At 66.5% G+C, this 24,237-nt stretch carries 25 protein-coding genes and 2 pseudogenes; 22 read left to right on the top strand and 5 right to left on the bottom strand.

The window, feature by feature from the left end; translation table 11 throughout:
• Positions 1-164: 164 nt before the first annotated feature.
• The 8 genes from U6115_RS16420 (at position 165) to U6115_RS16385 (ending at position 5,469) form a co-directional block, all read left to right on the top strand.
• Positions 165-719: an AAA family ATPase gene (locus U6115_RS16420; RefSeq protein ID WP_043577944.1), complete on the top strand. Its 555-nt coding sequence runs from the start codon at positions 165-167 to the stop codon at positions 717-719.
• Positions 720-926: 207 nt separating this feature from the next.
• Entirely contained in the window at positions 927-1,142 is a 216-nt protein-coding gene (locus tag U6115_RS16415; RefSeq protein WP_043578137.1) for an RNA-binding S4 domain-containing protein, read from the top strand.
• Position 1,143: 1 nt separating this feature from the next.
• Positions 1,144-1,338 carry an oxidoreductase-like domain-containing protein gene (locus tag U6115_RS16410; protein ID WP_047236337.1) on the top strand — a complete coding sequence of 65 codons (195 nt, stop codon included), beginning with the start codon at positions 1,144-1,146 and terminating at the stop codon, positions 1,336-1,338.
• Entirely contained in the window at positions 1,325-2,182 is an 858-nt protein-coding gene (locus tag U6115_RS16405) for a 3',5'-nucleoside bisphosphate phosphatase (protein WP_043577941.1), read from the top strand. Before U6115_RS16410 ends, U6115_RS16405 begins: the two co-directional genes overlap by 14 nt.
• A gap of 13 nt (positions 2,183-2,195) precedes the next feature.
• Positions 2,196-2,819, top strand: coding sequence for an L-threonylcarbamoyladenylate synthase (locus tag U6115_RS16400; RefSeq protein WP_043577938.1), 624 nt, complete (start codon positions 2,196-2,198; stop codon positions 2,817-2,819).
• A gap of 23 nt (positions 2,820-2,842) precedes the next feature.
• The gene (locus tag U6115_RS16395; RefSeq protein WP_043577935.1) at positions 2,843-3,487 is read left to right on the top strand and encodes a site-2 protease family protein; all 645 of its coding nucleotides are present in this window, start codon (positions 2,843-2,845) and stop codon (positions 3,485-3,487) included.
• A gap of 67 nt (positions 3,488-3,554) precedes the next feature.
• Positions 3,555-4,196, top strand: a complete 642-nt coding sequence (locus tag U6115_RS16390) for a site-2 protease family protein (RefSeq protein WP_197466026.1) — start codon at positions 3,555-3,557, stop codon at positions 4,194-4,196.
• 76 nt (positions 4,197-4,272) lie between these two features.
• Complete coding sequence (locus tag U6115_RS16385) at positions 4,273-5,469, top strand: tryptophan--tRNA ligase (protein ID WP_043577933.1); 1,197 nt, start codon at positions 4,273-4,275, stop codon at positions 5,467-5,469.
• Between the two features lie 53 nt (positions 5,470-5,522).
• On the opposite strand, the pseudogene U6115_RS22815 reads toward U6115_RS16385, so the two are convergent.
• The 5 genes and pseudogenes from U6115_RS22815 to flgA form a co-directional block, all read right to left on the bottom strand.
• Positions 5,523-5,864 (bottom strand): annotated as a pseudogene (locus tag U6115_RS22815) (methyl-accepting chemotaxis protein); the annotation flags it as partial.
• Positions 5,865-6,074: 210 nt separating this feature from the next.
• A pseudogene (locus tag U6115_RS22810) lies at positions 6,075-6,776 on the bottom strand (PAS domain-containing protein); the annotation flags it as partial.
• 249 nt (positions 6,777-7,025) lie between these two features.
• Positions 7,026-9,614 (bottom strand): TonB-dependent receptor plug domain-containing protein, encoded by a 2,589-nt coding sequence (locus U6115_RS16375; RefSeq protein WP_043577928.1) that lies wholly within the window; start codon positions 9,612-9,614, stop codon positions 7,026-7,028.
• 258 nt (positions 9,615-9,872) lie between these two features.
• On the bottom strand, positions 9,873-10,121 hold the full coding sequence (locus tag U6115_RS16370) for a hypothetical protein (RefSeq protein WP_047249125.1): 249 nt from the start codon (positions 10,119-10,121) through the stop codon (positions 9,873-9,875).
• A gap of 54 nt (positions 10,122-10,175) precedes the next feature.
• Entirely contained in the window at positions 10,176-10,877 is a 702-nt protein-coding gene (flgA, locus tag U6115_RS16365) for a flagellar basal body P-ring formation chaperone FlgA (protein WP_043577923.1), read from the bottom strand.
• A 130-nt stretch (positions 10,878-11,007) separates the two neighbouring features.
• Here flgA and flgB point away from each other — a divergent pair, with 130 nt between their 5' ends.
• The 14 genes from flgB to asnB all read left to right on the top strand — a co-directional run bounded on the left by flgB (position 11,008) and on the right by asnB (position 24,142).
• Positions 11,008-11,358: a flagellar basal body rod protein FlgB gene (flgB, locus tag U6115_RS16360; RefSeq protein WP_272900437.1), complete on the top strand. Its 351-nt coding sequence runs from the start codon at positions 11,008-11,010 to the stop codon at positions 11,356-11,358.
• Between the two features lie 6 nt (positions 11,359-11,364).
• On the top strand, positions 11,365-11,769 hold the full coding sequence (gene flgC, locus U6115_RS16355) for a flagellar basal body rod protein FlgC (protein WP_043577918.1): 405 nt from the start codon (positions 11,365-11,367) through the stop codon (positions 11,767-11,769).
• Positions 11,766-12,458 (top strand): flagellar hook capping FlgD N-terminal domain-containing protein, encoded by a 693-nt coding sequence (locus tag U6115_RS16350; RefSeq protein WP_043577916.1) that lies wholly within the window; start codon positions 11,766-11,768, stop codon positions 12,456-12,458. The genes flgC and U6115_RS16350 overlap by 4 nt, the downstream gene beginning before the upstream one ends.
• A gap of 21 nt (positions 12,459-12,479) precedes the next feature.
• Positions 12,480-13,661 carry a flagellar hook protein FlgE gene (locus tag U6115_RS16345; protein ID WP_043577913.1) on the top strand — a complete coding sequence of 394 codons (1,182 nt, stop codon included), beginning with the start codon at positions 12,480-12,482 and terminating at the stop codon, positions 13,659-13,661.
• 3 nt (positions 13,662-13,664) lie between these two features.
• The gene (locus U6115_RS16340) at positions 13,665-14,396 is read left to right on the top strand and encodes a flagellar basal body rod protein FlgF (RefSeq protein ID WP_043577911.1); all 732 of its coding nucleotides are present in this window, start codon (positions 13,665-13,667) and stop codon (positions 14,394-14,396) included.
• A 31-nt stretch (positions 14,397-14,427) separates the two neighbouring features.
• Positions 14,428-15,216: a flagellar basal-body rod protein FlgG gene (flgG, locus tag U6115_RS16335; protein ID WP_043577907.1), complete on the top strand. Its 789-nt coding sequence runs from the start codon at positions 14,428-14,430 to the stop codon at positions 15,214-15,216.
• Complete coding sequence (gene flgH / locus U6115_RS16330; protein ID WP_043577905.1) at positions 15,213-15,866, top strand: flagellar basal body L-ring protein FlgH; 654 nt, start codon at positions 15,213-15,215, stop codon at positions 15,864-15,866. The genes flgG and flgH overlap by 4 nt, the downstream gene beginning before the upstream one ends.
• An 8-nt stretch (positions 15,867-15,874) precedes the next feature.
• Positions 15,875-16,981 (top strand): flagellar basal body P-ring protein FlgI, encoded by a 1,107-nt coding sequence (locus U6115_RS16325; protein WP_043577902.1) that lies wholly within the window; start codon positions 15,875-15,877, stop codon positions 16,979-16,981.
• Between the two features lie 11 nt (positions 16,982-16,992).
• Positions 16,993-17,415 carry a rod-binding protein gene (locus U6115_RS16320; protein WP_043577900.1) on the top strand — a complete coding sequence of 141 codons (423 nt, stop codon included), beginning with the start codon at positions 16,993-16,995 and terminating at the stop codon, positions 17,413-17,415.
• Between the two features lie 13 nt (positions 17,416-17,428).
• Positions 17,429-18,796, top strand: a complete 1,368-nt coding sequence (gene flgK, locus U6115_RS16315) for a flagellar hook-associated protein FlgK (protein WP_043577898.1) — start codon at positions 17,429-17,431, stop codon at positions 18,794-18,796.
• Positions 18,797-18,804: 8 nt separating this feature from the next.
• Entirely contained in the window at positions 18,805-19,713 is a 909-nt protein-coding gene (locus U6115_RS16310; protein ID WP_043577895.1) for a flagellin N-terminal helical domain-containing protein, read from the top strand.
• Between the two features lie 10 nt (positions 19,714-19,723).
• Entirely contained in the window at positions 19,724-20,758 is a 1,035-nt protein-coding gene (locus U6115_RS16305) for a hypothetical protein (protein ID WP_043577892.1), read from the top strand.
• A 116-nt stretch (positions 20,759-20,874) separates the two neighbouring features.
• On the top strand, positions 20,875-22,089 hold the full coding sequence (locus U6115_RS16300) for a phospholipase D-like domain-containing protein (protein WP_043577889.1): 1,215 nt from the start codon (positions 20,875-20,877) through the stop codon (positions 22,087-22,089).
• Between the two features lie 202 nt (positions 22,090-22,291).
• Complete coding sequence (gene asnB, locus U6115_RS16295) at positions 22,292-24,142, top strand: asparagine synthase (glutamine-hydrolyzing) (protein WP_043577886.1); 1,851 nt, start codon at positions 22,292-22,294, stop codon at positions 24,140-24,142.
• Positions 24,143-24,237: the final 95 nt, after the last annotated feature.

The following is a 24,237-nucleotide window of genomic DNA, read 5'->3' as shown; positions in this document are numbered from 1 at the left end:
ATGTCGCTTGGTTTCAAGGGTTTGCCTGGCTTGCCCACAGCCAGCCCACAGCCCTGTCCCCGGCGGCTGTGAAAATCCGGGAAAGCCGGCGGCGGCGGGTTATAATGGCCGGCTTGGTCCCGGCGACTGCGGCGCCTGCCGCCGGCCGTGGACGGGAAGCGTGAATGATGCGGCACAAGCAAGCCCAAGCGCCTGTCAGGGTGGCGATAGTCGGCCCAGAGTCCAGCGGCAAGAGCACGCTGGCGCGGGAATGGGCCGAACAGCTGCGCCGCGAGGGCCGGCGCGCGGCGTGGGTGGCGGAATACTCGCGTGCCTATTATGCCGATCGGCCTTATATTTCGAGCATGGCGGACATCGAGGCGATCGCCGCCGGCCAACTCGCAGCCGAGGAACAAGCGGCGGCGGCGGCCGACATCCTGTTGTGCGACACCACGGTGCTCACCTGCAAGATCTGGGCGGAAGTGGCGTTCGGCCAGGCGTCGGCCGAGTTGCTGCGGCTGTATCGGCCGCAGGATTACGCGCTGACTTTGCTGACCCGCCCCGACATGCCCTGGCAGCCCGACCCCTTGCGCAGCCATCCGACGCAGCGCGATTGGCTGCTGGAGCTGCACCGCGCCGAACTGGCCCGCGCCGGCATCGCCGCCGTCGAGCTGGCGGGCGGCCGGGAAGCGCGGCTGGAGCAAGCGGCGCGGGCACTTTGGCCGCTTTTGCCTGCCTAAAAAACAGGCAGGTGTAAAAGGCCTAGCGAAATCAGCGGATTGCCGCGCTTGTCCACAGCGGCTCCACAACATTGTTCGCCGGCGAAGTGGATAGCCTGGCGCGGCTGCCTAAAAAATAGGCGGCCTTGAAAAGATCAGACAGATTAAGGGCTTGGCGGCCTTGTCCACAGGCCGCTCACAAGCCTGTCCAGAATGGATGTGCAGAAAATGAAAGAAACGTTCCGTCTCAATAGCGAATACATCGCCTTGTGCGACCTGCTCAAGGCCTGCAATGTCTGCCAGTCCGGCGGCGAAGCCAAGCATTTCATCGCCGAAGGCAATGTGCAGGTCGATGGCGCGCAGGAGCTGCGCAAGACCTGCAAGATCCGGGCGGGCCAGAAGGTCAGCGGCGACGGTTTCCTGATCACGGTCGAGGCCGCCTGACATGGACGACGCGACGGACGCCATGCCGCAGCCTCCGTTCGAGGTGGATGACGACATGTGCTGCGGCAGCGGCTGCGAGCCGTGCATCCTGGATATCCATCAGCAGGAGCTGCGCGCCTACCGCGCGAGGCTGGCGGCTTGGGAGGCGCGCCAGGCCGAAGGGCTGGCCGCGGGAGACGCCGATGGCCGGCATTGATCTGCATTTCCACTCGCGCGTTTCCGACGGCGCGCTGACGCCGACCGAAGTGGTTGACCGCGCCGCGCTGCGCGCGCCGTCGCTGTTGGCGCTGACCGACCACGACTGCACCGGCGGCCTGGCCGAGGCGGCCGCGGCCGCGGCGCGCAACGGCATCGATTTCCTCAACGGCGTCGAGGTTTCGGTCAGCTGGGGCCGGCATACCGTGCACATCGTCGGCCTGGGCATAGACCCCGGCCACGCGCCGCTGGCCGCCGGCCTGCAGCGCATCCGCGATGGCCGGGTGGAGCGGGCGCGGCAGATGGGCGAATCGCTGGCCGCGGCCGGCATCGCCGGCGCCTTCGACGGCGCGATGCGCTGGTGCGACAACCCGGAAATGATAGGCCGCACCCATTTCGCCCGCCACCTGGTGGCGTCCGGCGCGGTGAAGGACGTGCGCACGGTGTTCCGCAAATTCCTGACGCCGGGCAAGCCCGGTTATGTCGCCCATGACTGGGCCAGTCTGGAGGACGCGGTCGGCTGGATCGCCGGCGCCGGCGGCATGGCGGTGATCGCCCACCCGGGGCGCTACGACATGGGCAAGACGCTGATCGAGCGGCTGATCCTGGACTTCAAGGCGGCGGGCGGCGAGGGGATAGAAGTCGCCTGCGGCAGCCACAGCCTCGACGACATGCACAAATTCGCGCTGCACGCCGAACGGCACCAGCTGTACGCCAGCAGCGGCAGCGATTTCCACGCCCCGGGAGAGGGCGGGCGCGACGTCGGCTACACCGAGCCGCTGCCGCCCCTGTGCCGCCCCGCCTGGCTGGCGCTGAGCGGGCGCGTGATCCGCGCCGCGGCCTGACAAGGACGAAAACATGGCCCAGTTTTTCATGATCCACCCCGACAACCCGCAGGCGCGGCTGATCCGCGAGGCGGTGAAGATCCTGCGCGACGGCGGGGTGATCGCCTATCCGACCGACTCCTGTTACGCGCTGGGCTGCGCGCTGGGCGACAAGGCGGCGATGGAGCGCATCCTGGACATCCGCGGCCTGGACCTGAAGCAGCGGATGATGACCCTGGTCTGCCACGACTTGTCCGAACTGGCCAACTACGCCCGGGTGGACAACAGCCAGTTCCGCCTGCTCAAGAGCGCCACGCCGGGCAGCTACACCTTCATCCTGCAGGCCAGCCGCGAGGTGCCGCGCCGCACCCTGCACCCGAAGCGCGCCACCATAGGCCTGAGGGTGCCGGACCACAAAGTGGCGCTGGCCTTGCTGGAAGAGCTGGGCGAACCCATATTGTCCTGTACCCTGATGCTGCCGGGCGACGCCGAGCCGCTGTCCGACCCTTATGAAATCCGCGAACGCCTGGAGCACCTGGTGGACGCGGTGATAGACGGCGGCTGGTGCGGCACCGAGCCCACCACCGTCATCGACATGACCGACGGCGTCGAGCTGGTGCGCTCGGGCAAGGGCCCGCTCTCGCCCTTCGGTTTTTGATTCATTTTTGCTCTAGAGAAAACATGCAGTCACTTTCCTTGATTCAGCAACTGGCGATCTCCATCCTGCCGATTCTTTTCGCCATCACCGTGCCGGCCGGCGCGCAGGCCTATATGGCCGACCATCTGGGCGACCGCACCGCCTACATGACCGGCCGCCGCACCTTCAGCCCGCTGGCCCACATCGACCCGGTGGGCTCCATCCTGCTGCCGCTGCTGGGCGTGGCGCTGGGCGGCTTCATCATCGGCTGGCCCAAGTCGCTGCAACTGAACGCCGGCGCCATGCGCAAGCCGCGCAGCGCGCTGGCCAAGGTGGCGGTGGTGACGCCGCTGGCCAATCTGGCGATGGCGCTGCTGTGGGCGGGCTTGATCCTGGCATCCGCCCATGTGCCGGCCTATTTCGCCGAGCCGCTGGCGCTGATGGCGCTGGTGGGCGTCAAGATCAATGTGGCGCTGATGATCTTCACTCTGATCCCGCTGCCGCCGCTGCCGGGCGGGGTGATTTTGCAGGCGCTGCTGCCGCAGCGCGCGGCCTGGCAGTTTTCCCGCATCGAGCCCTATAGCTTCTGGATTTTGCTGCTGCTGATGTTCAGCGGCCTGCTCGGCAAGCTGTTGCTGCCGCTGGTGCAAGTGATTTTCCAGCTGATCGTGGGCGTGGCGGCGGGCTGAGCCCCGCGCTGTCGCGGCCGGCTATCTGCCGCCATGGCGCCGCCTGGCGGAAACGGGAGACGAAGCCATGTTGGAAATAGACCAGCTGGTCCGGCAGATCACCATCTACGCGCTGCCGCTGTTGTTCGCGATTACCCTGCACGAAGCGGCGCATGCTTATGCCGCGCGCCGCTTCGGCGACAGCACCGCCTACATGCTGGGGCGGATGACGTTGAATCCGCTCAAGCACATCGACCCGATCGGCACGGTGCTGCTGCCCTTGCTGCTGTTGATGACCGGCGGCTTCATTTTCGGTTGGGCCAAACCGGTCCCGGTGAACTTCAGCGCTTTGCGCAAGCCGCGCCAGCACGGGCGCTGGGTGGCGGCGGCGGGCCCGCTGGCCAATTTCGCGATGGTCATCCTGTGGGCGAGCCTGCAAAAGCTGGCGTCTGTTGGCGTGGGCGAATTCAGCGAGCCGCTGTGGCTGATGGGCCGCGCCGGCGTCGCCATCAATATCTCGCTGATGCTGCTCAATCTGCTGCCCATCCTGCCGCTGGACGGCGGCCGCATCGTCGAAAGCCTGCTGCCGCCGCGCTGGGCCTGGCGCTTCGCCCAGACCGAGCGCTACGGCATGTGGCTGGTGTTGATCCTGCTGGCCACCGGCGGCCTGGGTTTGATCCTGCAGCCGTTTTACCGCTTGATGTATGATCTGATCCGACTGTTTTTCTAGAACCTTAGGCGGGGCCCGCCCTGCCGCCGGCAGCAGCCGGCGGTGTTTCGCCCCGCGCCAATGAAAGCAAAACAATATGTTCGCCAACCGCATTCTTTCCGGCATGCGCCCCACCGGCAGCCTGCACCTGGGCCACTATCATGGCGTGATCAAGAACTGGGTGGAACTGCAGCACAGTCACGAATGCTTTTTCATGGTGGCCGACTGGCACGCGCTGACCACCAACTTCGACGATGTCTCGATCATCGGCAGGTCCATCGATGAAATGGTGATCGACTGGCTGGCGTCCGGCGTCGACCCGGAAAAGTCGACGGTGTTCGTGCAGTCGCGGGTGCCGCAGCACGCCGAGCTGCACCTGGCGCTGTCGATGGTGACGCCGCTGGGCTGGCTGGAGCGGGTGCCGACCTACAAGGACCAGATGGAGAAGCTCAGCCACAAGGACCTGACCACCTACGGCTTCCTCGGCTATCCGCTGCTGCAGGCGGCGGACATCCTGGTGTACAAGGCCGGCCTGGTGCCGGTGGGCGAAGACCAGGTGCCGCACATCGAGCTGACGCGCGAAGTGGCGCGCCGCTTCAACCACATGTTCGGCCGCGAGCCCAATTTCGAGGAGCTGGCGCGCGCCGCGGTGAAAAAGATAGGCAAGGCCGGCAAGCAATTCGATCAGCTGCGCACCGCTTACCTGCAGGACGGCAGCGCCGAGGCGCTGGAGCAGGCGCGCGAAATCCTGGCTGGCAGCCAGAACCTGGGCGCGGCCGACCGCGAGCGGCTGATGGGCTGGCTGGAGAACAAGGGCAAGACCATCCTGCCCGAGTGCGAGGCCAAGCTGACCGCCGCCTCCAAGATGCCGGGCCTGGACGGCCAGAAGATGTCCAAGTCCTACGGCAACACCATCACCATGCGCGAAGCGCCGGAAACGGTGAGCAAGAAGATCCGCGGCATGCCGACCGACCCGGCCCGCGTGCGCCGCACCGACCCGGGCTCGCCGGCCAAGTGCCCGGTGTGGCAGCTGCACGAGGTGTACAGCGACGGCGCAACCAAGGAATGGGTGAAGGCGGGCTGTACCAGCGCCGGCATCGGCTGCCTGGACTGCAAGCAACCGGTGATCGACGCCGTGGTGCGCGAGCAGCAGCCGATGTTCGAGCGCGCCGAGAAATACCTGGCCAACCCTAAGCTGGTCGCCGAAATCCTGGCCGACGGCAACGCCCGCGCCGAGAAGGTGGCGCGCGAAACCATGTGCGACGTGCGCCAGGCGCTGGGCCTGGGACGCTGATCCGGCGTTCTGTCCCGCAGACATCCCGGCCGCTTGGCCGGGATTTTTTTCGCCTATTTCTGCTGCAGCAGCTCCGATACCTCGCGCACCACCTGCACCACGTCGCGGGCGCCGTCGCGGATTTCCGAAATCGCGCCGCGGGCCTGGTCGGCCAGTTGCAAGCTGCTGTCGGTCAGCGCCTGCATTTCGCCCATCGCGTCGATGGCCGAGCGCGAGTCGTCCTGGATGCTCTTGACGATGCCGGAGATTTCGCCGGTCGACTGGCTGGTGCGTTCGGCCAGCTTGCGCACCTCGTCGGCCACCACCGCGAAGCCGCGGCCGCTCTCGCCGGCGCGGGCGGCTTCGATCGCCGCGTTCAGCGCCAACAGATTGGTCTGGTCGGCGATGTCGCTGATGGTGTTGACGATGGAGCCGATCCGGCTGGAGCTGTCGCCCAGCTTGGACAGGATGGTGGACGAGCTCTCCACGCTGTCCGCCACCCGGCTGATCTCGGTGGTGGCCTGCTCCAGCACCGCGCTGCCTTGCACCGACAGTTGGGCGGTGTTTTCCGACGCCTGCACCGCGGACTGGGCGTTTTCCGCCTGCTGTTGCAGCCGCTCCACCTGCTCGGTGATGTCGGTGGCGAATTTCACCACCCGCAGCGGCCGTCCGTCCGGGTCCAGCACCGGGTTGTAGGTGGCTTGCAGCCAGACCGGACGGCCTTGCTTGTCGACGCGGTGATACTGCCCCTGCATGAAGCGGCCCTGCCGCAGCTGCGCCCAGAAATCCTGGTAGGCCTGGCTGTGGGCGTAGCCGCTTTCGCACAGCATGCTGTGCGGCTTGCCTTTCACTTCGGCCAGCGCGTAGCCGAAGGTCTGCAGGAAATTGTCGTTGGCGTCGAGGATATGGCCTTGCAGGTCGAACTCGATCCGCGCCATCGAATGGTCTATCGCCTGGCGCAGGGCCTTGTTGTCCTGCTCCGCCGCCACCTGGGCGGTGATGTCGGTAGCCACCTTGATCACGCCGCTCACCTTGCCGTCGGCGTCCAGGATCGGCGTGTAGTTGGCTTCCAGCCAGACTTCGCCGCCGTCCTTGCGCAGGCGCAGAAAATGTCCGGATTGGCATTCGCCGCGCGCCAGTTTTTGCCAGAAGGCGGCGTAGGCCGGGCTGTTGGCGTAGCCGGCCGGACAGAAGATGCGGTGGTGCTGGCCGATCAGTTCATCGCCGCGGTAGCCCATGGCGCGCAGGAAATTGTCGTTGGCGTGGACGATTTCGCCGGCGGGGCTGAATTCGATCACCGCCATCGAGCGTTCGATGGCGGCCAGCATGTCGCGGGCCTTGTCCCGCTGGGCGGTGGTCTGCTCCAGCCGGCTGATGAGTTTGCGGTTGAAAAAAGCCATGGTGATTCCTTGTCGGGTGCGCGCGGGTGTTGTTGTTATCCGCTGATAGGTACGCGGGAAATGCCGCAGTGTACTTAAGCATAAGTAAATTTACTGATGATTCGAATGATATCGCGTCGAGACGACAAACGGCGACCATGAAGACATGGCCGCCGTTCGCGCGCGAGGGGAGGAGGATCAGTCCAGCTTGTATTGCACGCCTAGGGTCAGGGTGCGGCCGGTGGGGTCGTACTGGCTGGAATCGTAGTAGATGCCGGCGTGCGAATCCCAGGGCGGCCGGCGATTGCTCAGGTTTTGCAGCGCGGCGGTCAGCGTGGCGCGCTTGATGCCTTTGTAGCTGGCGCTGAGGTTGAAGGTATTGGCGCTGCCCACCCGGGTCTGGTCGCCAGCGCCGCTGCTGAAGGCCTGGGTGTAGCCGTCGGTGTGGAACCAGGTCAGCGTGCTCGACCAGTCGTGGCTGTCCCAGTTGGCCGAGGTTTGGCCCTTCCAGCGCGGCAGCGCGCCCAGCAGATTGCTGCCGGCGCCTTCCCGCAGCGCGCCGCCTTGCTGCAGCGGCTGGCGGAACGACAGCAGGCGGCTCCATTGCGCGGCCAGCGTCACCCGGCCGCCGCCCAGTTTCCAGCTTTGCCTCAGGTCCAGGTCGAAGCCGGTGGTTTCGCGGTTGCCCAGATTGGTGAACTGCTGGGTGATGGTTTGCAACCGGCCCTGGCTGTCGCGGACGATCTGGCCGGGGTAGGCGCCGGGGTTGCGCACCAGGTTGTCGATGTCCTCCAGGCCGATCACGTCCTTCTGGCGGATGCGGTAGTAATCGATGGCGATGCTGCTGTCCGCAGTGGGCGACAGCACCAGGCCTAGGTTGGCGTTGGTGGAGTGCTCGGGCTTGATGGCCGGGTTGGCCACCACCAGGTGGGTGAAGCCTATGCTCTGGTTGGGCGTGATGGGGTCGTACGGGTCTTGCACGCTGCCGTAGCTGACCGCGGTGCTATGGGTGATTTCCGGCAGCGACGGCGCGCGAAAGCCCTTGGACAAGGTGCCGCGCAGGGTCAGGCTTTGCAGCGGCTGGTAGCGCAGGCCCAGCTTGGGCGAGAAGGCGCTGCCGAAGTCGCTGTAGTGGTCGGCGCGGGCGGCGGCGCTCAGAGACAGGTTCTTCACGATGGGCGCGTTCAATTCGCCATAGGCGGCCTGCACGGTGCGGGCGCCGTTGATCAGGTCCAGCGCCGGCCGCAATTCGGCGCCGCTGGCCACCTCGGGCGAGGTGCCGGCATTCATCATTTCGCGCCGCAGCTGATAGCCGGCGGCGAAGCCCAGCGGGCCGGCCGGCAATTGGCCGAGCTCGGTGCTGGCGGTGGCGTCGAAGCTGGCGGTGCGGTACCAGGCCGGGCGCAGGGTGTTGATGCGCAGGCTGTTTCTCGCTTGATCGTTGTTCTGCGACGGGTCGGCGAAGTTGTAGCCGCCGTTGGCCAGCAAGGCTTCGTAGGCATAGCGGTTGACGAAGTTGTACGCGTACTCGCGCAGCCGGCTGTCGGAATACAGGCCGGACACGTCCCAGTCCCAGGCGTCGCCGCTGCCCTTCACGCCCGCCAGCAGGCGGCGGAACGACACGCTGTCGGTTTTGTTGCGCTGGCCCAGGTCGAACAAGGTGGCGTTGATCGGCGTCGGCGTCGCGTTGGGATTGCCGGGGTTGCCGACGGGCAGCACATTGCTGATCGGCACCAGCGACTGGGTGGCGCTGTTCCAGGCGCGCAGCGAGCTGCTGATGGTGAGCGGCGGGCCGAAAATCTGGTTGCTGTGGCTGGCGCCGTACAGGAATTCGGCATAGGCCTCGGCGCCCGCGTTCAGGCGGTAGCTGCCGCGCAGCGCCGCGTGGTAGCGCTCGATGCCGGGCATCAGCGTGGTGTAGAGCGCCGGATTGTAGGCCCAGACCCGGCCGCTCTTGCCTGGGTTGACCGCGCCGTAGTCGATGTCCTGCAGCGGCCCCGCGGCGTTGGGGAAGCGCTGGGTGGGGGCGCCGTTGTAGTAGTTGGTGACGTTGCGCACCAGCGAGCCGCCTTGCTGGTTGCGAAAATCGTTATCTTTCAGCCAGGAAACGTCGGTCTGGTCCAGCCGGTCGCGCTTTTGCGCGTCGAAGGAGAACCAGACGTTGTAGCCGTCGCGCTCGAGGTCGCCCTTGCCGGCCAGCAGGTTGAACAGGCGCTCGTTCTGGCCGGTGCTGGCGTCGCGGCTGGCGCTGGCGCCCAGCTCCGCGCCCTGGTAGTCGGGGTAGAGGATGATGTTGACCACGCCGGCGATGGCGTCGGAACCGTAAATGGCCGACGCGCCGTCCTTGAGGATTTCAATCCGCTTCACCGCCTTCAGCGGCAGCGAGTTCAGGTCGACGAAAGTTTCCTGCAGCTCCTGAGCGGTGGCGTAGTTGGCGACGCGCTTGCCGTTGACCAGAATCAGCGTGTTGCGCTGGCCCAGGCCGCGCAGCGAAATGCCGGCGGTGCCGGCGGAGAAGCTGCCGGTGTATTGCTCGTTGAAGCTGTTGCCGCTGTTCACCGCCAGCGAGCGCAGCACGTCGGGCAGGCTGGTCTTGCCGCTGGAAGCGATGTCGGCGGCGCTGATCACCTGCACCGGGTTGGCCTTGGCCTTGGAGCTGGCGCGCAGGTTGGAGCCGGTGACGGTGACGCGCTCCAGCGCGTTGTCCTGGGGGGCGGAATCGGCGGCGAGGGCGGCGATGGGCAAAGCGGCGCCCAGCCCGGCCAGCAGCAGGGTGTGTTTCATCATGGAAAGGCTTTCTTGTTTATGCGGGTAAGGCGGGGCTGCTCGGACGGCGCGCAGGCGTCAGCCGGGCAGGCGCGGACAGCGGATGGCTGGAAGGACGAGGCTGGGGAGCATGGCTTTCATTTCTGGATACAAAATACATAATGGAATATGCAGAATGTATCGACGCTGACGATTTGTGTGAAATGAAAGATTCGGATTAGTTAATTCCTGGGGCGGGAAATTGCCCGCCGGCGCGGCGGCCGGCGGGGAGGGCGGGCGTCAACGCGGCGGACGCAGCGCTTCCATCTGTTGGCGCTGCGTCTCCATGCAGGCTTTCAGCGCCGGCGGCGTCTGCGCCGCCTGGATGCAGCTTTGGCTGGCTTGCAGGATCTGGATGCGCTGGGCGTGCTCTTGCAGCAGCTTGGCCTTCATTTCCCCAAAGCGGGCTTGGCCGCGCGGGGCGGAGGCGCCGGGCGCGGCGCAGGCCAGCGCGGGAATCAGCAGCAGGATGGCGGGCAGGATGTTCATATCGGCTCCGAAGCGGTTTACCCCGCAGGTATACACCATGGCGCGGCGGGCCGCTCAGTCCTGCGCTTCCACCTCGCCGCCGGCGCTGACGCGGGCGCTGATCACCTTGCCGCTGCCGACATTGCGCACCCGGATCACTTCGCCCATGCGGCCGTTGGCCAGCGCCTCGCCGGCGTTGCTGACCTCGATGCCGTCCTGGCGGGCGACGATGCGCACCTCGTCGCCGCGCTTCACCAATTGCGGCGCTTGCAGCTGCTTGCGCCGCAGCAGCTGGCCCTGGCTCAGCGCCGCGCGCGGCGCCAGGCCCAAGGGCGGGCTGGCCTGGCCGAACAGGTCGGCCGGCTCGCTGACCGGGCGCCGGCTCCAGCTGATGTCTTCTTTTTGCAGCGGCGCGCCGGCCGGCAGGTCGCGGGCGGCGCTGGCCACCCTGGCGCTGACGCTGGCGCGCGCGATGTAGTCGCCGCGCCAGTCGCCATCCGGGCAAGCGACGCTGAAGCGCATGCGGCTGAAGGCGCGGCTGTCGGTCGCCTCCACCTGCCAGGGGCGGGCGCAGGCGGGCAGGTCGCGCGGGGGAATCAGCTGCAGCGTGATGCCGGGCTGGTCCAGGCCGGCGTCGGCCAGCCGTTGCTGGATCAGCTGGGTGGCCTGCTGGCGGACCGCCTGTTCGGCGGAATGGCCGGCCTGGGCGGGCGGCGCCGCCAGCAGGGCGAACAGCGTGAGGATGGTTGCGTAGCGTGAGTTCGTGAATTTTGCCATTAGAAACTGCGTGGTAATTGTTGCGTATACGGTGCCGGGTTCGCTTATTAGTATCGCTTTCCAATAGAAAGGCTATTTCTAGTCAATAGCTTGAACATGGTAGTGAACTGATAGGGTCAAGGCAATGGGCATGCATCTGGACAAGGCCCTGAGCATCCACCCCGAAGCCTTGCGGCTGCGGGCGGAGCGGACCCGGGTGCTGGCGTCTAACCTCGCCAACGAGAACACCCCGGGTTATCAGGCGCGTGACATCGATTTCAAGGTGGCGCTGGCATCGGCCAGCGCCGATTCGCCGTTGGCGTTCGACGACGGCGGCGGCGATCTGCTGTATCGGCTGCCCAACCATCCCTCGCGCGACGGCAATACCGTCGAGCTGGGCGTCGAGCAGGCCGAGTTCTCGCAAAACGTTTCCGAATTCCAGACCAGCCTCACCTTCATCAATATGAAGCTGCATGGGCTGGCCAAAGTCATCGCGGGGTAATCAAGCATGTCATTCCGGGACATCTCGCGCATCGCCGGCTCGGCGATGACCGCGCAGACCGTGCGTCTCAATACCGTGGCCAGCAACCTGGCCAACGCCGACACCGCCGCCGGCACCGAGCAGGCGGCCTATCGCGGCCGCAAGCCGGTGTTCAGCAGCCAGATGCAGGGCGAAGGCATGGGCGTGCAGGTGCTGGACGTGGTGCAGAACCAGGAGCCGGTGCGCAAGGCGCACGAGCCGGGCAACCCGCTGGCCGACGCCGGCGGCAACGTCTTCTACAGCAATGTCAACGCGGTGGAAGAGATGACCGACATGCTCTCGGCCAGCCGGGCGTTCCAGACCAATGTCGAGGTGCTGTCCAAGGCCAAGAGCATGCAGCAGGATCTGCTGAAACTGGGAGACAACGCATGAGCGTGGATCAAGCGCAGGCCAAACCGTTCGCCGCGGGCGGCAACGGCCAGCAAGCGGGCGGGCAGGGCGTCGCCCCGGCCGCCGGCCAGGGTTCCGGCGGCAACGATATGTTCATGACGCTGCTGCTGGCGCAGATCCGCAACCAGAGCCCGCTGGACCCTGCCGACCCGTCGCAGTTCGTCAGCCAGCTGGCGCAGATGAGCCAGATGCAGTCCACCCAGAGCATGCTGAGCCAGTTGCAAAGCCAGGGCGCGATGCTGCGCGAGCTGCAAGGCGTGGCGCTGGGCGCGCAGGTGGGCAAGAACGTGCTGGTGCAGACCGACCGCATCCGCAGCGACGGCCAGGGCAATCTGTCCGGCCGCGTCACGCTGTCCGGCGCCGAGGAAAGCGCCACGCTGACCCTGGTGGACGCTGCCGGCAAACGCACCAATATCGCGCTGGGCAAGCGCCCGGCCGGCGCCAGCGATTTCAGCGTCAAGCTGTCCGATTACGGCCTGGTCGCAGGCGACTACCAGGTGGAGTTCGCCACCGAATCGAAAAAAGCCGGCCTGCTGGAGCTGCAGGCCGCTGTCAGCGGCGTGCGCCTGCCGGTGAACGGCGGCGAGCCGACCATCACGCTGGCCGGCCTGGGCGATTTCCCGTCCTCTTCCATATCCGCCTTGCTGGGCAAGCCCGGCAGTTCCGCTTAACGCCCGTTCCGGAGACTTCACATGAGTTTTGAAATTGCGCTGTCCGGCATCAACGCCGTCAACAACCAACTGGGCAGCATCAGCGACAACATCTCCAACTCCGGCACCTACGGCTTCAAGTCCGGCCGGGTGACTTTCGCTTCGGCCTACGCCGGCAGCCAGGCGATGGGCGTGAACGCCAACCCCAACAACCAGAACATCGGCCGCAGCGGCGGCGTGGTGACCACCGGCCGCGCGCTGGACGCCGCCATCGACGGCCGCGGCTTCTTCGTGTCCAAGAGCGTGGCCGGCGCGATGGCCTACAGCCGGGTCGGCATCTTCAACACCGACAAGGACGGCTACCTGGTGGACAACTACGGCGGCCGCGTGCAGGGCTACGCCAAGTCCGATACCGGCGCGCTGGGCGCGATGGGCGACATCCAGATCCCGACCGGCAACATTCCTGCCAAGCCCAGCGATTCGCTGCAGTACACCGGCAATATGTCGGCCGGCTGGGCGGTGCAGACCGTGCCGTTCGACAAGACCGTCAGCCAAAGTTTCAACCATTCCAACGTATCCACCGTCTACGATTCCTTGGGCAACAAGCACAATCTGACGCAGTACTTCTGCAAGAGCGCCGACAGCACCGTCACCGTGCATTACGCGCTGGACGGCAATCTGCTGGGCACCACCACCGACCTCAAGTTCGACACCAACGGCAAGCTTACCGCGCCGACCGCGGCGGTCAACCTGGGGCTGGGCAGTCCCGCTGGCGCTTCGGCGCTGAACGTGGCGGTGGACTACACCGGCACCACCCAGTTCGCCGGCGAGCCCAGCACCAGCCGCAACGCCACCAACGGCTACGCGCCGGGCGCGCGCACCGGCGTCAGCCTGGGCGAGAACGGCGAAGTGATTGTCAGCTACAGCAACGACCAGAAAATGACGGTGGCGCAGCTGGCCATCGCCAACTTCGCCAACGAAAACGCGCTGACCGCCGGCTCGCAGACCAGCTGGCAGGAATCGGCCGGCTCCGGCGCGGCGCTGTATTCCGTCGCCGGCAGCAGCATGGCCGGCAAGCTGGCCACCGGTTCGCTGGAACAGTCCAACGTCGACGTCACCGCCGAGCTGGTCAGCCTGATGACCGCCCAGCGCAACTACCAGGCCAACACCAAGGTGATTTCGGCGGAAAACCAGGCGATGCAAGCGCTGATGCAGGCGGTGTAAGGCATGGACGCGCTGATCTACACCGCGATGAGCGGCGCCGACCGCATGTTGAAGGCGCAGCAGATCCACGCCAACAACCTGGCCAACGCCGAAACCGGCGGCTTCCGCGCCGACATCGACGCCGCCACCAGCCAGGCGGTGCCTGGCTACGGCTACGACGCGCGCCTGCTGAGCCAGAACGCGCCCACCGTGCTGGACAGCCGCAACGGCGCGGTGGTGGAAACCGGCCGCGATCTGGACATCGCCTTGCAGGGCGATGGTTTCCTGGCCATCGCCGCCCCCGACGGCAGCGAAGCCTACACCCGCGCCGGCAGCATGACGGTGGGCGCCGACGGCGTCCTCAGCGTCAACAACCGGCCAGTGCTGGGCGACGGCGGCGCCATCACGCTGCCGGAGGGCTTCACCAAGGTCAGCGTCGCCGCCGACGGCACCGTGTCGGTGCTGAATCCCGGCGACACCGAAATGCAGCCGGTGGACAAGATCAAGCTGGTGAAGCCGGAGCCGAACGCGGTAACCAAGAGCGCCGACGGCCTGATCGTCAGCCGCCAGGGCCTGCCCTTGCCGGCCGACGCCAGCGTCAGCGTGCAAAGCGGCCATCTGGAGCGCAGCAATGTGTCCGCGGTGGAGGAAATGGTGGCCACCATGACGCTCAACCGCAACTTCGAGATGCAGATGAAGCTGTTCAACGCCGCCAGCGACATGAACGAGGCGGGCAACCGCCTGGTGCGCGCGTAAGCGGCCAGCGCAACGATTTGGAGAATTCAGCATGAATCCGGCATTGTGGATCAGCAAAACCGGCATCCAGGCGCAGGACGCGCGCCTGACCGCCATCGCCAACAACCTGGCCAACGTCAACACCACCGGCTTCAAGCGCGACCGCATGGTGTTCGAAGACTTGTTCTACCAGGTCGACAAGCAGCCGGGCAGCAAGGTGGACGACAACAACATCTCGCCGTCCGGCGTGCAGTTGGGCAACGGCACCCGGCTGGTGGGCAGCCAGAAGGTGTTCACCGAAGGCAACCTCACCACCACCGGCCAGTCGCTGGACGTGGCCATCGTCGGCCAGGGCTTTTTGCAGGTGAAGATGAGCAACGGCGAAACCGGCTACACCCGCGCCGGCCAGCTGCAGCTGAACGCCAACGGCCAGCTGGTGAACGCGCAGGGCCTGCCGCTGGAGCCGGAAATCACCATTCCGCCCACCGCCACCAAAATTTCGATCAGCGAGACCGGCGCGGTGTCGGTGACCGAGGGCGGCAGCGGCACGCCGACCAATGTCGGCCAGATCACCCTGGCCAACTTCATCAACCCCACCGGCCTGTTGGCGCTGGGCGACAACCTGTTCCAGGAAACCGCCGCCAGCGGCAACCCCACCACCGGCAATCCGGGCGCCGACGCGCTGGGCAAGCTCAAGCAGGGCAGCCTGGAGGGTTCCAACGTCCAGGTGGTGGAAGAAATGGTGGACATGATCGCCGCGCAGCGCACTTATGAAATGAACACCAAGGTGCTGTCCGCCGCCGACAACATGCTGCAGCAACTGGGCCAGGCGGTGCGATGAGGCTGATCCGCCTTGCGCCGCTGGCGGCCTTGCTGCTGGCGGCTTGCGCCCAGTTCCAGCCTGCGCCGCCGGAGGCGGATCCATTGCCCGATCTGTTGCAGCAGCAGGCGCAGACCAGCCGCGGCGGCGGCGTGTTCACCCCGGCGGGCGCGCTGTCGCTGACCTCGGACAATCACGCCTTCCGCGCCGGCGACGTGCTGACCGTGGTGCTGGAGGAAACCACCCAGGCCAGCAAGCAGGCCGGCACCAGCTTCGGCAAGAAGTCCGGCGCCAAGGTGGGCCCGACGCTGCTGGGCAATACCACCTTCAACGCCCAGGTGGGCATAGACGCCAGCCGCGATTTCAACGGCTCGTCCACCTCCACCCAGCAGAATGCGCTGGCCGGCTCGCTGACCGTGGTGGTGCACAAGGTGCTGGCCAACGGCCTATTGCAGGTGAAGGGCGAGAAGCAGCTGGCGCTGAATCAGGGCGAGGAAACGCTGCGCCTGTCCGGCTATGTGCGGGTGGAGGACATCGACACCGACAACCGCGTCTCCTCGCTGCGCATCGCCAACGCCCGCATCGGTTATTCCGGCACCGGCGCGCTGGCCGACGCCAACAATGCCGGCTGGCTGATGAAGTTCTTCGCCAGCCCGCTGATGCCGTTTTAAGGTTTGCCATGAAACTAGGGTTTTTCCGCCGCCTGCTGGCGGTTGTGGTGCTGGCGGCGTGCGCGCCGCTGGTTTGCGGCCAGCCGCTGCGGCAGATGGTCAACGTCGAGGGCATCCGCGACAACCAGCTGATAGGCTACGGCATCGTCGTCGGCCTGGACGGCACCGGCGACAACTCGCAGGTGAAGTTCTCCGGCCAGTCGGTTGCCAACATGCTCAAGCAGTTCGGCCTGAAAATGCCGGAGAAGACCGACACCCGCGTCAAGAACGTGGCGGCGGTGATGGTCAGCGCCAGCCTGCCGCCCGGCTATAGCCGCGGCCAGACCATAGACGTGACCGTATCGTCGCTGGGCGACGCCAAGAGCCTGCGCGGCGGCACGCTGTTGCTCACCCAACTGAAGGCGGCCAACGGCGAGGTGTACGCGCTGGCCCAGGGCAGCGTGGTGATAGGCGGCTTGTCGGCGCAGGGCAAGAGCGGCTCCAGCGTCACCGTCAACACCCCCACCGCCGGCCGCATTCCCAACGGCGCGTCGATAGAGCGCGAGATTCCCAGCGACTTCGAGCAAGGCGACAGCATACGGCTGAGCCTGCGCCGCCCCAGCTTTGAAACCGCCAGCAATGTGGTCAAGGCCATCAACCAGAGCTACGGCAAGATCGCCAGCACCCGCAACGCCACCACCATAGAAGTGAAGGCGCCCGCCGATCCCACCGAGCGCGTGGCCTTCGTCGCGCGGCTGGAAAGGCTCAATGTCAATGTCGGCGCCGAACTGCCGCGGGTGGTGTTCAATTCGCGCACCGGCACCGTGGTGATCAGCGAGGGCGTCACCGTGCGGCCGGCGGCGGTATCGCACGGCAGCCTGCGGGTGGTGATCTCCGAATCCTCCCAGGTCAGCCAGCCAGGGCCGTTCAGCAACGGCGACACCAAAGTGGTGCCCAATTCCAACGTCAACGTCGAGCAAGGCTCGGGGCGTATGTTCAAGTGGCCGGCCGGCGCCAGCCTGCGCGCCATCATCGATGCGGTCAACCGCACCGGCGCCACGCCGGACGACATCATGGCCATCCTGCAGGCGCTGGACCAGGCCGGCGCCATCGACGGCGAACTGATTGTGATTTGAGGAAAACGGCGATGCTGAACAACGATCTGCAAAACCAGAACCTGCCGGCCGGCGGCGACGCGCCGGTGGCGCCGGCCAGCGCCGAATACCGCAAGAAAGCGGAAAAGGCCGCCGAACAGTTCGAGGCGCAGTTCGTGCGCGAAATGTTCAAGCAGATGCGCAAGACCACCCGCGAGGTGGCGGGCGAGGACAGCGTGTTCGCCAACTCCATCAACGGCGACATGATGGACCTGGCCGACGGCGCGCTGGCCGACCAGCTGGCGCATCAACGCATTTTCGGCGTGGCCAACGCCATTCTGGCGCAGCTGCTGCCGGCGGATGGGAATATTGCCATTAAGCCGCCGGCGGATGCCGTCGCCAGTCAACAGCAAGGCCATGACAATGGCCAGGGGCTGGCGGCTTTCGCCACGCCGATGTTTCCCCTGAACAAGTGATGACAGCCAAACCATGCGCATGATCAACAACGCGCTGTCCGGCGCGCAGGCCGCCCAGGTCGCGCTGAATACGGCCAGCCAGAACATCGCCAACCAGCAGACGCCCGGCTACTCGCGCCAGGGCGTGGTGCTGACCACCCAGGCGCCGGGCATGGGCGACCCCACCAGCGCAGGCTACGGCGTGGCGGTCGGCAGCGTGCGCCGCTTCAGCGACGACTACCGCAATCTGCTGCAATGGCAGGCGGCCTCCAGCCTGGGCGAGCAGTCGTCCGCCCAGCCTTACTTCACTCAGCTGGAGAAGGTGATGGGCAGCGACGGCAGCAGCCTGTCCAGCGGTTTCGACAAATTCTTCGCCGCGCTCAACGCCGCCAGCCTGGATTCCAACACCATGCGCGACCAGGTGGTGCGCGAGGCCGGCTCGCTGGCGCAGCGCTTCAACAATCTGGACGGCGTGCTGACGTCGCAGCTGGCGGCCATCGCCGAGCAGCGCCGCGCCACGCTCACCCAGATCAACAGCGTCACCGCCAACCTGGCCACGCTGAACGACAAGCTGATGTCGGCGCGCGCGCAGGGGATCAACACTTCCGGGCTGGAGGACGAGCGCGACCGCCAGATCGACGCGCTGTCGTCGCTGGTGGAGGTGAGGGTGGTGGCGCAGCCTGACGGCAGCAAGAGCGTCAACCTGAAGAACGGCCTGCCGCTGGTGGCCGGCGACAGCGCCGCGGTGCTGGACAGCGAAGGCCAGCCGGATGGAACCCAGCAGCTGAAGCTGGCTTTCGGCACCGAGAAGTATGCGATTCCCGGCGGCGATCTGGGCGGCCAGCTGGGCGGGCTCAACCAGTTTGAAAGCGACAATCTGCGGCCGATCCAGACCCAGGTGCGCACTTTGGCCGGCGAGCTGGCCAACCGCGTCAACAGCCAGCTGGCCAAGGGCTTCGATCTGAACGGCCAGCCGGGCAAGCCGCTGTTCCAGTACGATGCCGGCGCCGCCCATGGCCTGCTGCAGACCACCGGCATCGCCGCCGCCGATTTGGGTTTCTCCGCCGACGCGGCCAAACCCGGCAATAACGACAATCTGCGCGCGGTGCTGACCATCAAGCAGCAAACCTTCCCCTTGGCCGGCATCGGCCAGGTGACGCTGGGCGACGCTTATTCGCAGATGATCGGCCACCTCGCCATCTCCAGCCAGCAGAACCAGTCGGCGCTCGACACCGCCAATGTGATCCGCGCCGAGGCCGAGAAGAACTGGCAGTCCACCAGCGGCGTCAACCGCGACGAAGAAGCGGTCAACCTGATCGAATACCAGAAGATGTACCAGGCCAATATGAAAGTGATTTCGGTAGCCAACCAGCTGTTCGAAAGCACGCTGGCCATCCTGTAAGGACAAGCATGCGTATCTCCAGCAACCAGTACCGCTCCACCCTGCAGCTGGCCATGCAGAACACCAGTTCCGGCATGGCCGACCTGCTGCAGAAAATGTCCAGCGGCAAGAGCATGCTGGCCGCCTCGGAAAACCCGATCGCCAGCGTGCGGCTGCTGCGTCTGCAGCGGGAGGAGGCTTCGCTCAAGCAGTATCGCGACAATATCGGCGCGCTCAAGTCGCAGTTGTCGAAGAACGAGGCCCTGCTCGACGGCATCAGCGCCAATCTGCGCGACGCGCGCGACATCCTGGTGGCGGCGGCCAACCAGCCGCCGGCAGAGGACCTGAAGGCGATGGCCGCGCCGCTGACCAGCCTGCGCGACAGCATTCTGTTCGCCGCCAACACCAAGGACAGCGAAGGCCGCTACATGTTTTCCGGCAGCGCCATCAACACCGCCACCATCGCGGTGGATCCCAGCCAGCCGGCCGGCAGCCGCTACAGCTTCGCCGGCAACACCGACAGCCAGCTGGTGACGGTGGGCGAGGGCGTGACCCAGTCTTCCAACGTCACGCTGCAGCCGATGGCGGGTTTGCTCAACCAGCTGGACAAGGTGATCGCCACGCTGCAAAGCCCGACGCTGGACAACAAGGACCCGGCGTTGGGCGCTTCCATCCGCGGCGTGATGGACGGGGTGGACGGCGCGCTGAGCGAAGTCAGCGGCCGCATCTCCGAACTGGGCGGCTCCCAGAACGTGCTGCAGACGCTGGACGACAATCACAACAGCCTCAGCCTGGCCAACCAGCAGAGCATTCTGGAGCTTGGCAGCCTGGATTACGGCACCGCCTATATGGACATGAACAATCTGTCGATGGCCTTGCAAACCAGCCAGAAGGCTTACGGCAAGGTCAGCCAGCTGACCCTGTTCGACGTGATCTGAGTCCGCGGCCATGTCCAGCACGCTCAGCTCGATCAAGCATGCCGGCGCGGACAAGCGCTGGGGCAAGGACGGCGCGGCCATCGCGCCGGCCGCCAGCCGCGCCGTCGCCGGCGGCGGCCGCCCCGCGCTGGCCAGCGCCCAGCCGTCGGCCTCCGCGGCGGCGGGCTGGCGCTACAGCACTCAGCTCAACGAACAGCTCACCGCCGCCCAGTGCGCGCAGGGCTTCGTCGACGACATGCTGCGCCAGCTGGAAGATTTCAAGGGCAATCTCAGCCTGCAGCTCACCCAGCGGCGGGTGGACGATGACGGCCTGGCCGCGCAGCGCGATCAACTGCAGCAAAGCTGGTCGCAGCGGCAGGACGACAGCGCCGGCAGCCTGGACGGCCAACTGCGGCTCAGCCTGGGCGCGCCGTCGCGCCAGCTGTTCTCCGCGCGCGGCCTGGACTTGGACAACCTGGGCCAGGGCCAGCCGGAAACCCTGGTGTTTTCCAGCGGCGGCGGACCGGCCGGCGCGGTGAGGGTGGGCGACGGTGTCGGCCGGGAAGAAGTGTTGCGGCGGCTGAACCAGGCTTTGGGACCGGCTGGCGTGCGCTGCGAGCTGGACAACCATGGCCGGCTGGGCTTCAGCTGCAGCGAGGCCGACTGGAGCCGGCTGCGCGACAGCCTGGCGGTGCGCGGCGGCGGCGTGCGCTTTCCCGGCGGGGTGCCGCAGCCGCTGGCGCTGGATGCCGAGCCGCCGGCGCTGGCCCCGGCGCAGTGGCAGGTGGGCGACCACGCCCAAGTGCGGCAAACGCTGCAGGGCGTGCTGCGCGCCATCGCCCAGCTGCAGCAGACGCGGGCCACCATAGGCAACGCCATCGCCGAGGCGCGCCAGTCCATCAGCCAGCTGGCGCGGCAGGATGAGCCCAGCTGGGCGGACGGCTTCGTCAGCGATTTCAACGCCCGCCTCAATCAGGGAGGGGATTTCGGCCAGCTGCAACAGCTGTTGCCGGCCTTGATGGGCATCAGCCGCTACCGCGTGTTGTCGCTGCTGTCGCTGCGCTGAGCGCCGACGCCGGGCCGCTTCGCTGGGGCGGTTTTTTTTTGCCCGGCAGGCATGCCGGCTTCATACTTCCTTAACGTGATGATGTCATAATCGGCGATTTTGCGAAGGAGGCCGCCATGCGCAGCCGCTGTTGGCCGCTGGCCCTGATTTTGTCGTCCACGCTGGCCCGCGCCGATTTCACCATTCCCGGATTCGAGCTGGTGCATACCGCGCCGCAGCATGCGGGGCTGGACACGCCGGATTTGCGCGACCCGGCCGTAGTATGGAGCGAGTTGTTCGACTCCGCCCGCACGCAGATCGTGCTGGAGCAGTTTTACGCGGCGGATCAGGCGGGCAGCAAGCTGACCCAGGTGATGGACCGATTGGAAGCCGCGGGACGGCGCGGGGTGAAGATACGCTTTCTGATGGAAAAGAAGGGCATGTTCGCCAGCGAGGCCGCCACTATCGCCCGCCTGCAGCGCATTCCCAATCTGGAATACCGCCAGCTCGACTACAGCCAGCTCACCGGCAACGGCATCATCCACGCCAAGTTCATCGTGGCCGACGGCAAAACCGCTTACGTCGGCAGCCAGAATTTCGACTGGCGCTCGCTGCAGCACATCCATGAAACCGGCCTCAAGGTGGACGACGCGGCGATGGCCGGCCGCATGCAGGCCATCTTCGAGCAGGATTGGGCCGCGCAGGCGACGCTGGCCGCCGGCGGCAAGGTCGCGCCGCTGCGCGCGGCCGAGCAGGCGGCGGACTTGTCGCAGCCGGCGACGCTGCTGGCCAGCCCCAACGCCTACAACCCGGATGGCGTCGGCGATTCCGAGGAGGCGCTGCCCAGGCTGATGGCCGAGGCGAAACGCGAGGTGCGCATCCAGCTGTTGGACTACGCGCCGCTCAGCTTCGGCAAGCCGCGGCAATACTACCCGCTGTTTGACAACGCCATTCGCGGTGCGCTGGCGCGCGGCGTCAAGGTGAAGCTGATGGTGTCGGACTGGAACCTGGAAAAGCCGGGCGTCGATTACCTGAGGAGCCTGGCGGCCTTGCCAGGCATGGAAGTGCGCTATGTGACCATTCCGCGCGACGGCGCCTGCATTCCGTTCGCCCGCGTCATCCACAGCAAGACCATGGCGATAGACGGCCAGATCGCCTGGGTGGGCACCAGCAACTGGAGCGGCGGCTATATGGACAAGTCGCGCAATCTGGAGGTGGTGTTGCGCAATCCTGCGATGGCGCAGCGCATCGCCACTTTGCACGAGCAGACCTGGTCGTCGCCGCTGGCGCGGAGCATCGAGCCCGGCAAGGCATACACCCCGCCGGACAAGGCCTGCCGCCAGGCGTCTTGAGCCAGATTCCGCGAGGCCGTCCGCCTGCGGCGCGGATGGCCAAAAATACGTCAAGCTCCCATTCTTATTACCAGTTTATCCGCTCTGTTCCGCGCGTCTGTCGCCGCGCGGGACGTCTCTGGCTTGCTCGGCCGCTAAAATACATTGTCATTTGTGGCTCGGCGGCCGCCGGCCATGCATCCCACCCACGGAGGAGAGAACAATGTGCGGCATCGCAGGTTGGATCAGCTTTGAGCGGAATGTGAGGGATTACCGCGAAGTCATCGACAATATGACGCGCACCATGCGGCTGCGCGGGCCGGACGCCGGCGGCGTATGGCTGGATCGCCACGCGGCGCTGGGCCACCGCCGCCTGTCCATCATCGATCTGGAAGGCGGCAGCCAGCCGATGCTGGCGGAGGAGGACGGCAAGACGCTGGCCTGTCTGGTATATACCGGCGAGGTGTACAACTTCCAGGAGCTGCGCCGCGAATTGATCGCGCTGGGCCACGGTTTCCGCACCCGCAGCGACACCGAGGTGGTGCTGCGCGCCTATCTGCAATGGGGCGAGGCGCTGACCGAGCGCCTGAACGGCATGTACGCTTTCGCCATCTGGGACGCGCGCGCCGAGCGGCTGCTGCTGGTGCGCGACCGCATGGGCGTCAAGCCGCTCTACTATTATCCGCTGCCCGACGGCGTGCTGTTCGGCTCCGAACCCAAGGCCATCCTCGCCCATCCGGAGGCGAAGCGCGTGGTGAAGGCGGAAGGGCTGCGCGAAATGCTGGATCTGGTGAAGACGCCGGAGGCGGCGGTGTTCGATGGCATGCGCGAAGTGCGGCCGGGACAGACAGTCACCGTGGACCGCGCCGGCCTGCGCAAGCACCGCTACTGGAAACTGGAGGCGCGCGAGCACGGCGACGACCTGCCCGCCACCATCCGCACCGTGCGCGAGTTGCTGGACGACATCGTCGAACGCCAGATCGTCGCCGACGTGCCCCTGTGCACCTTGCTGTCCGGCGGACTGGACTCTTCCATCATCACCGCGCTGGCGGCGTGCAGCACCGCCCGGCAAGGCAAGGGCAAGGTGCGTTCGTTCTCGGTGGATTTCATCAAGCATGGGGTGGAGTTCGCCTCCGACTACCTGCGCAGCTCGCCGGATGCCCCCTTCGTGCGCGACCTGGCCGCCCATGCCGGCACCGATCACCAGGAAATCCTGCTGGAAAGCCGTGATCTGGCCGATCCGGCGTTGCGCGCGGCGGTGCTGGGCGCGCAGGATTTGCCGCCGGCCTACTGGGGCGACATGCTGCCGTCGCTGTACAAGCTGTTCGAGGCGATCCGCGCCCAGTCCACGGTGGCGCTGTCCGGCGAGTCGGCCGACGAGGTGTTCGGCGGCTACCGCTGGTTCCACGACGCCGCCGCGGTGGCGGCCGACACCTTTCCCTGGCTGTCCGGCGCCACCGCCTCCTTCTTCGACGGCCAGTCGCTGGTATCGCCGGATTTGCTGCGGCAGCTGGACATGGCGGGCTTCCGCCGCGACAGCTACGCGCAGGCGCTGGCCGAGGTGCCGACCCTGGCCTCGGACGACGCCAAGGAAAAGCGCATGCGCGAAATCAGCCACATGCATCTGACCCGCTTCGTGCAGGGGCTGTTGGACCGCAAGGACCGGATGAGCATGGCGGTAGGGCTGGAGGTGAGGGTGCCGTTTTGCGACCACCGGCTGGTGGAATATGTGTTCAACGCGCCGTGGCGGATGAAGAATTTCGACGGCCGCGAAAAGAGCCTGCTGCGCGCCGCCGGCAAGGATGTACTGCCGGACTCCATCGTTCAGCGCGTCAAGAGCCCGTATCCGGCCACCCAGGATCCGGCATATGAGCAGGCGCTGCGCCAGGGCCTGGCGCGGGTGCTGGACGACGCCGCCGCGCCGGCGCTGCCGCTGCTGGACCGGGCCGCGGCGTGGAAGCTGCTGGACCGGCCGTTCGGCAAGACCAGCTCCGCGCCGGAGCGCGCCGGACTGGAAATGGCGCTGGGGCTGAACGAGTGGCTGCGGCACCATCGGGTGGCGCTGGATTTATAAGGCCGCGGCCACGCCGGGCGATGTCGCCCGGCGTGGCCATTCCCAAGAGAAGGGGGCTGGCTGCCATCCCAAGCGCAGAGCCCCGCCTTGGCGCC

The sequence above is a fragment of the Chromobacterium subtsugae genome (genome assembly GCF_035919665.1).
Taxonomy (GTDB): Bacteria; Pseudomonadota; Gammaproteobacteria; order Burkholderiales; family Chromobacteriaceae; genus Chromobacterium; species Chromobacterium subtsugae.
The sequence above is the reverse complement of the archived record's forward strand: the minus strand, read 5'-3'. Positions and strand labels throughout refer to the sequence as shown.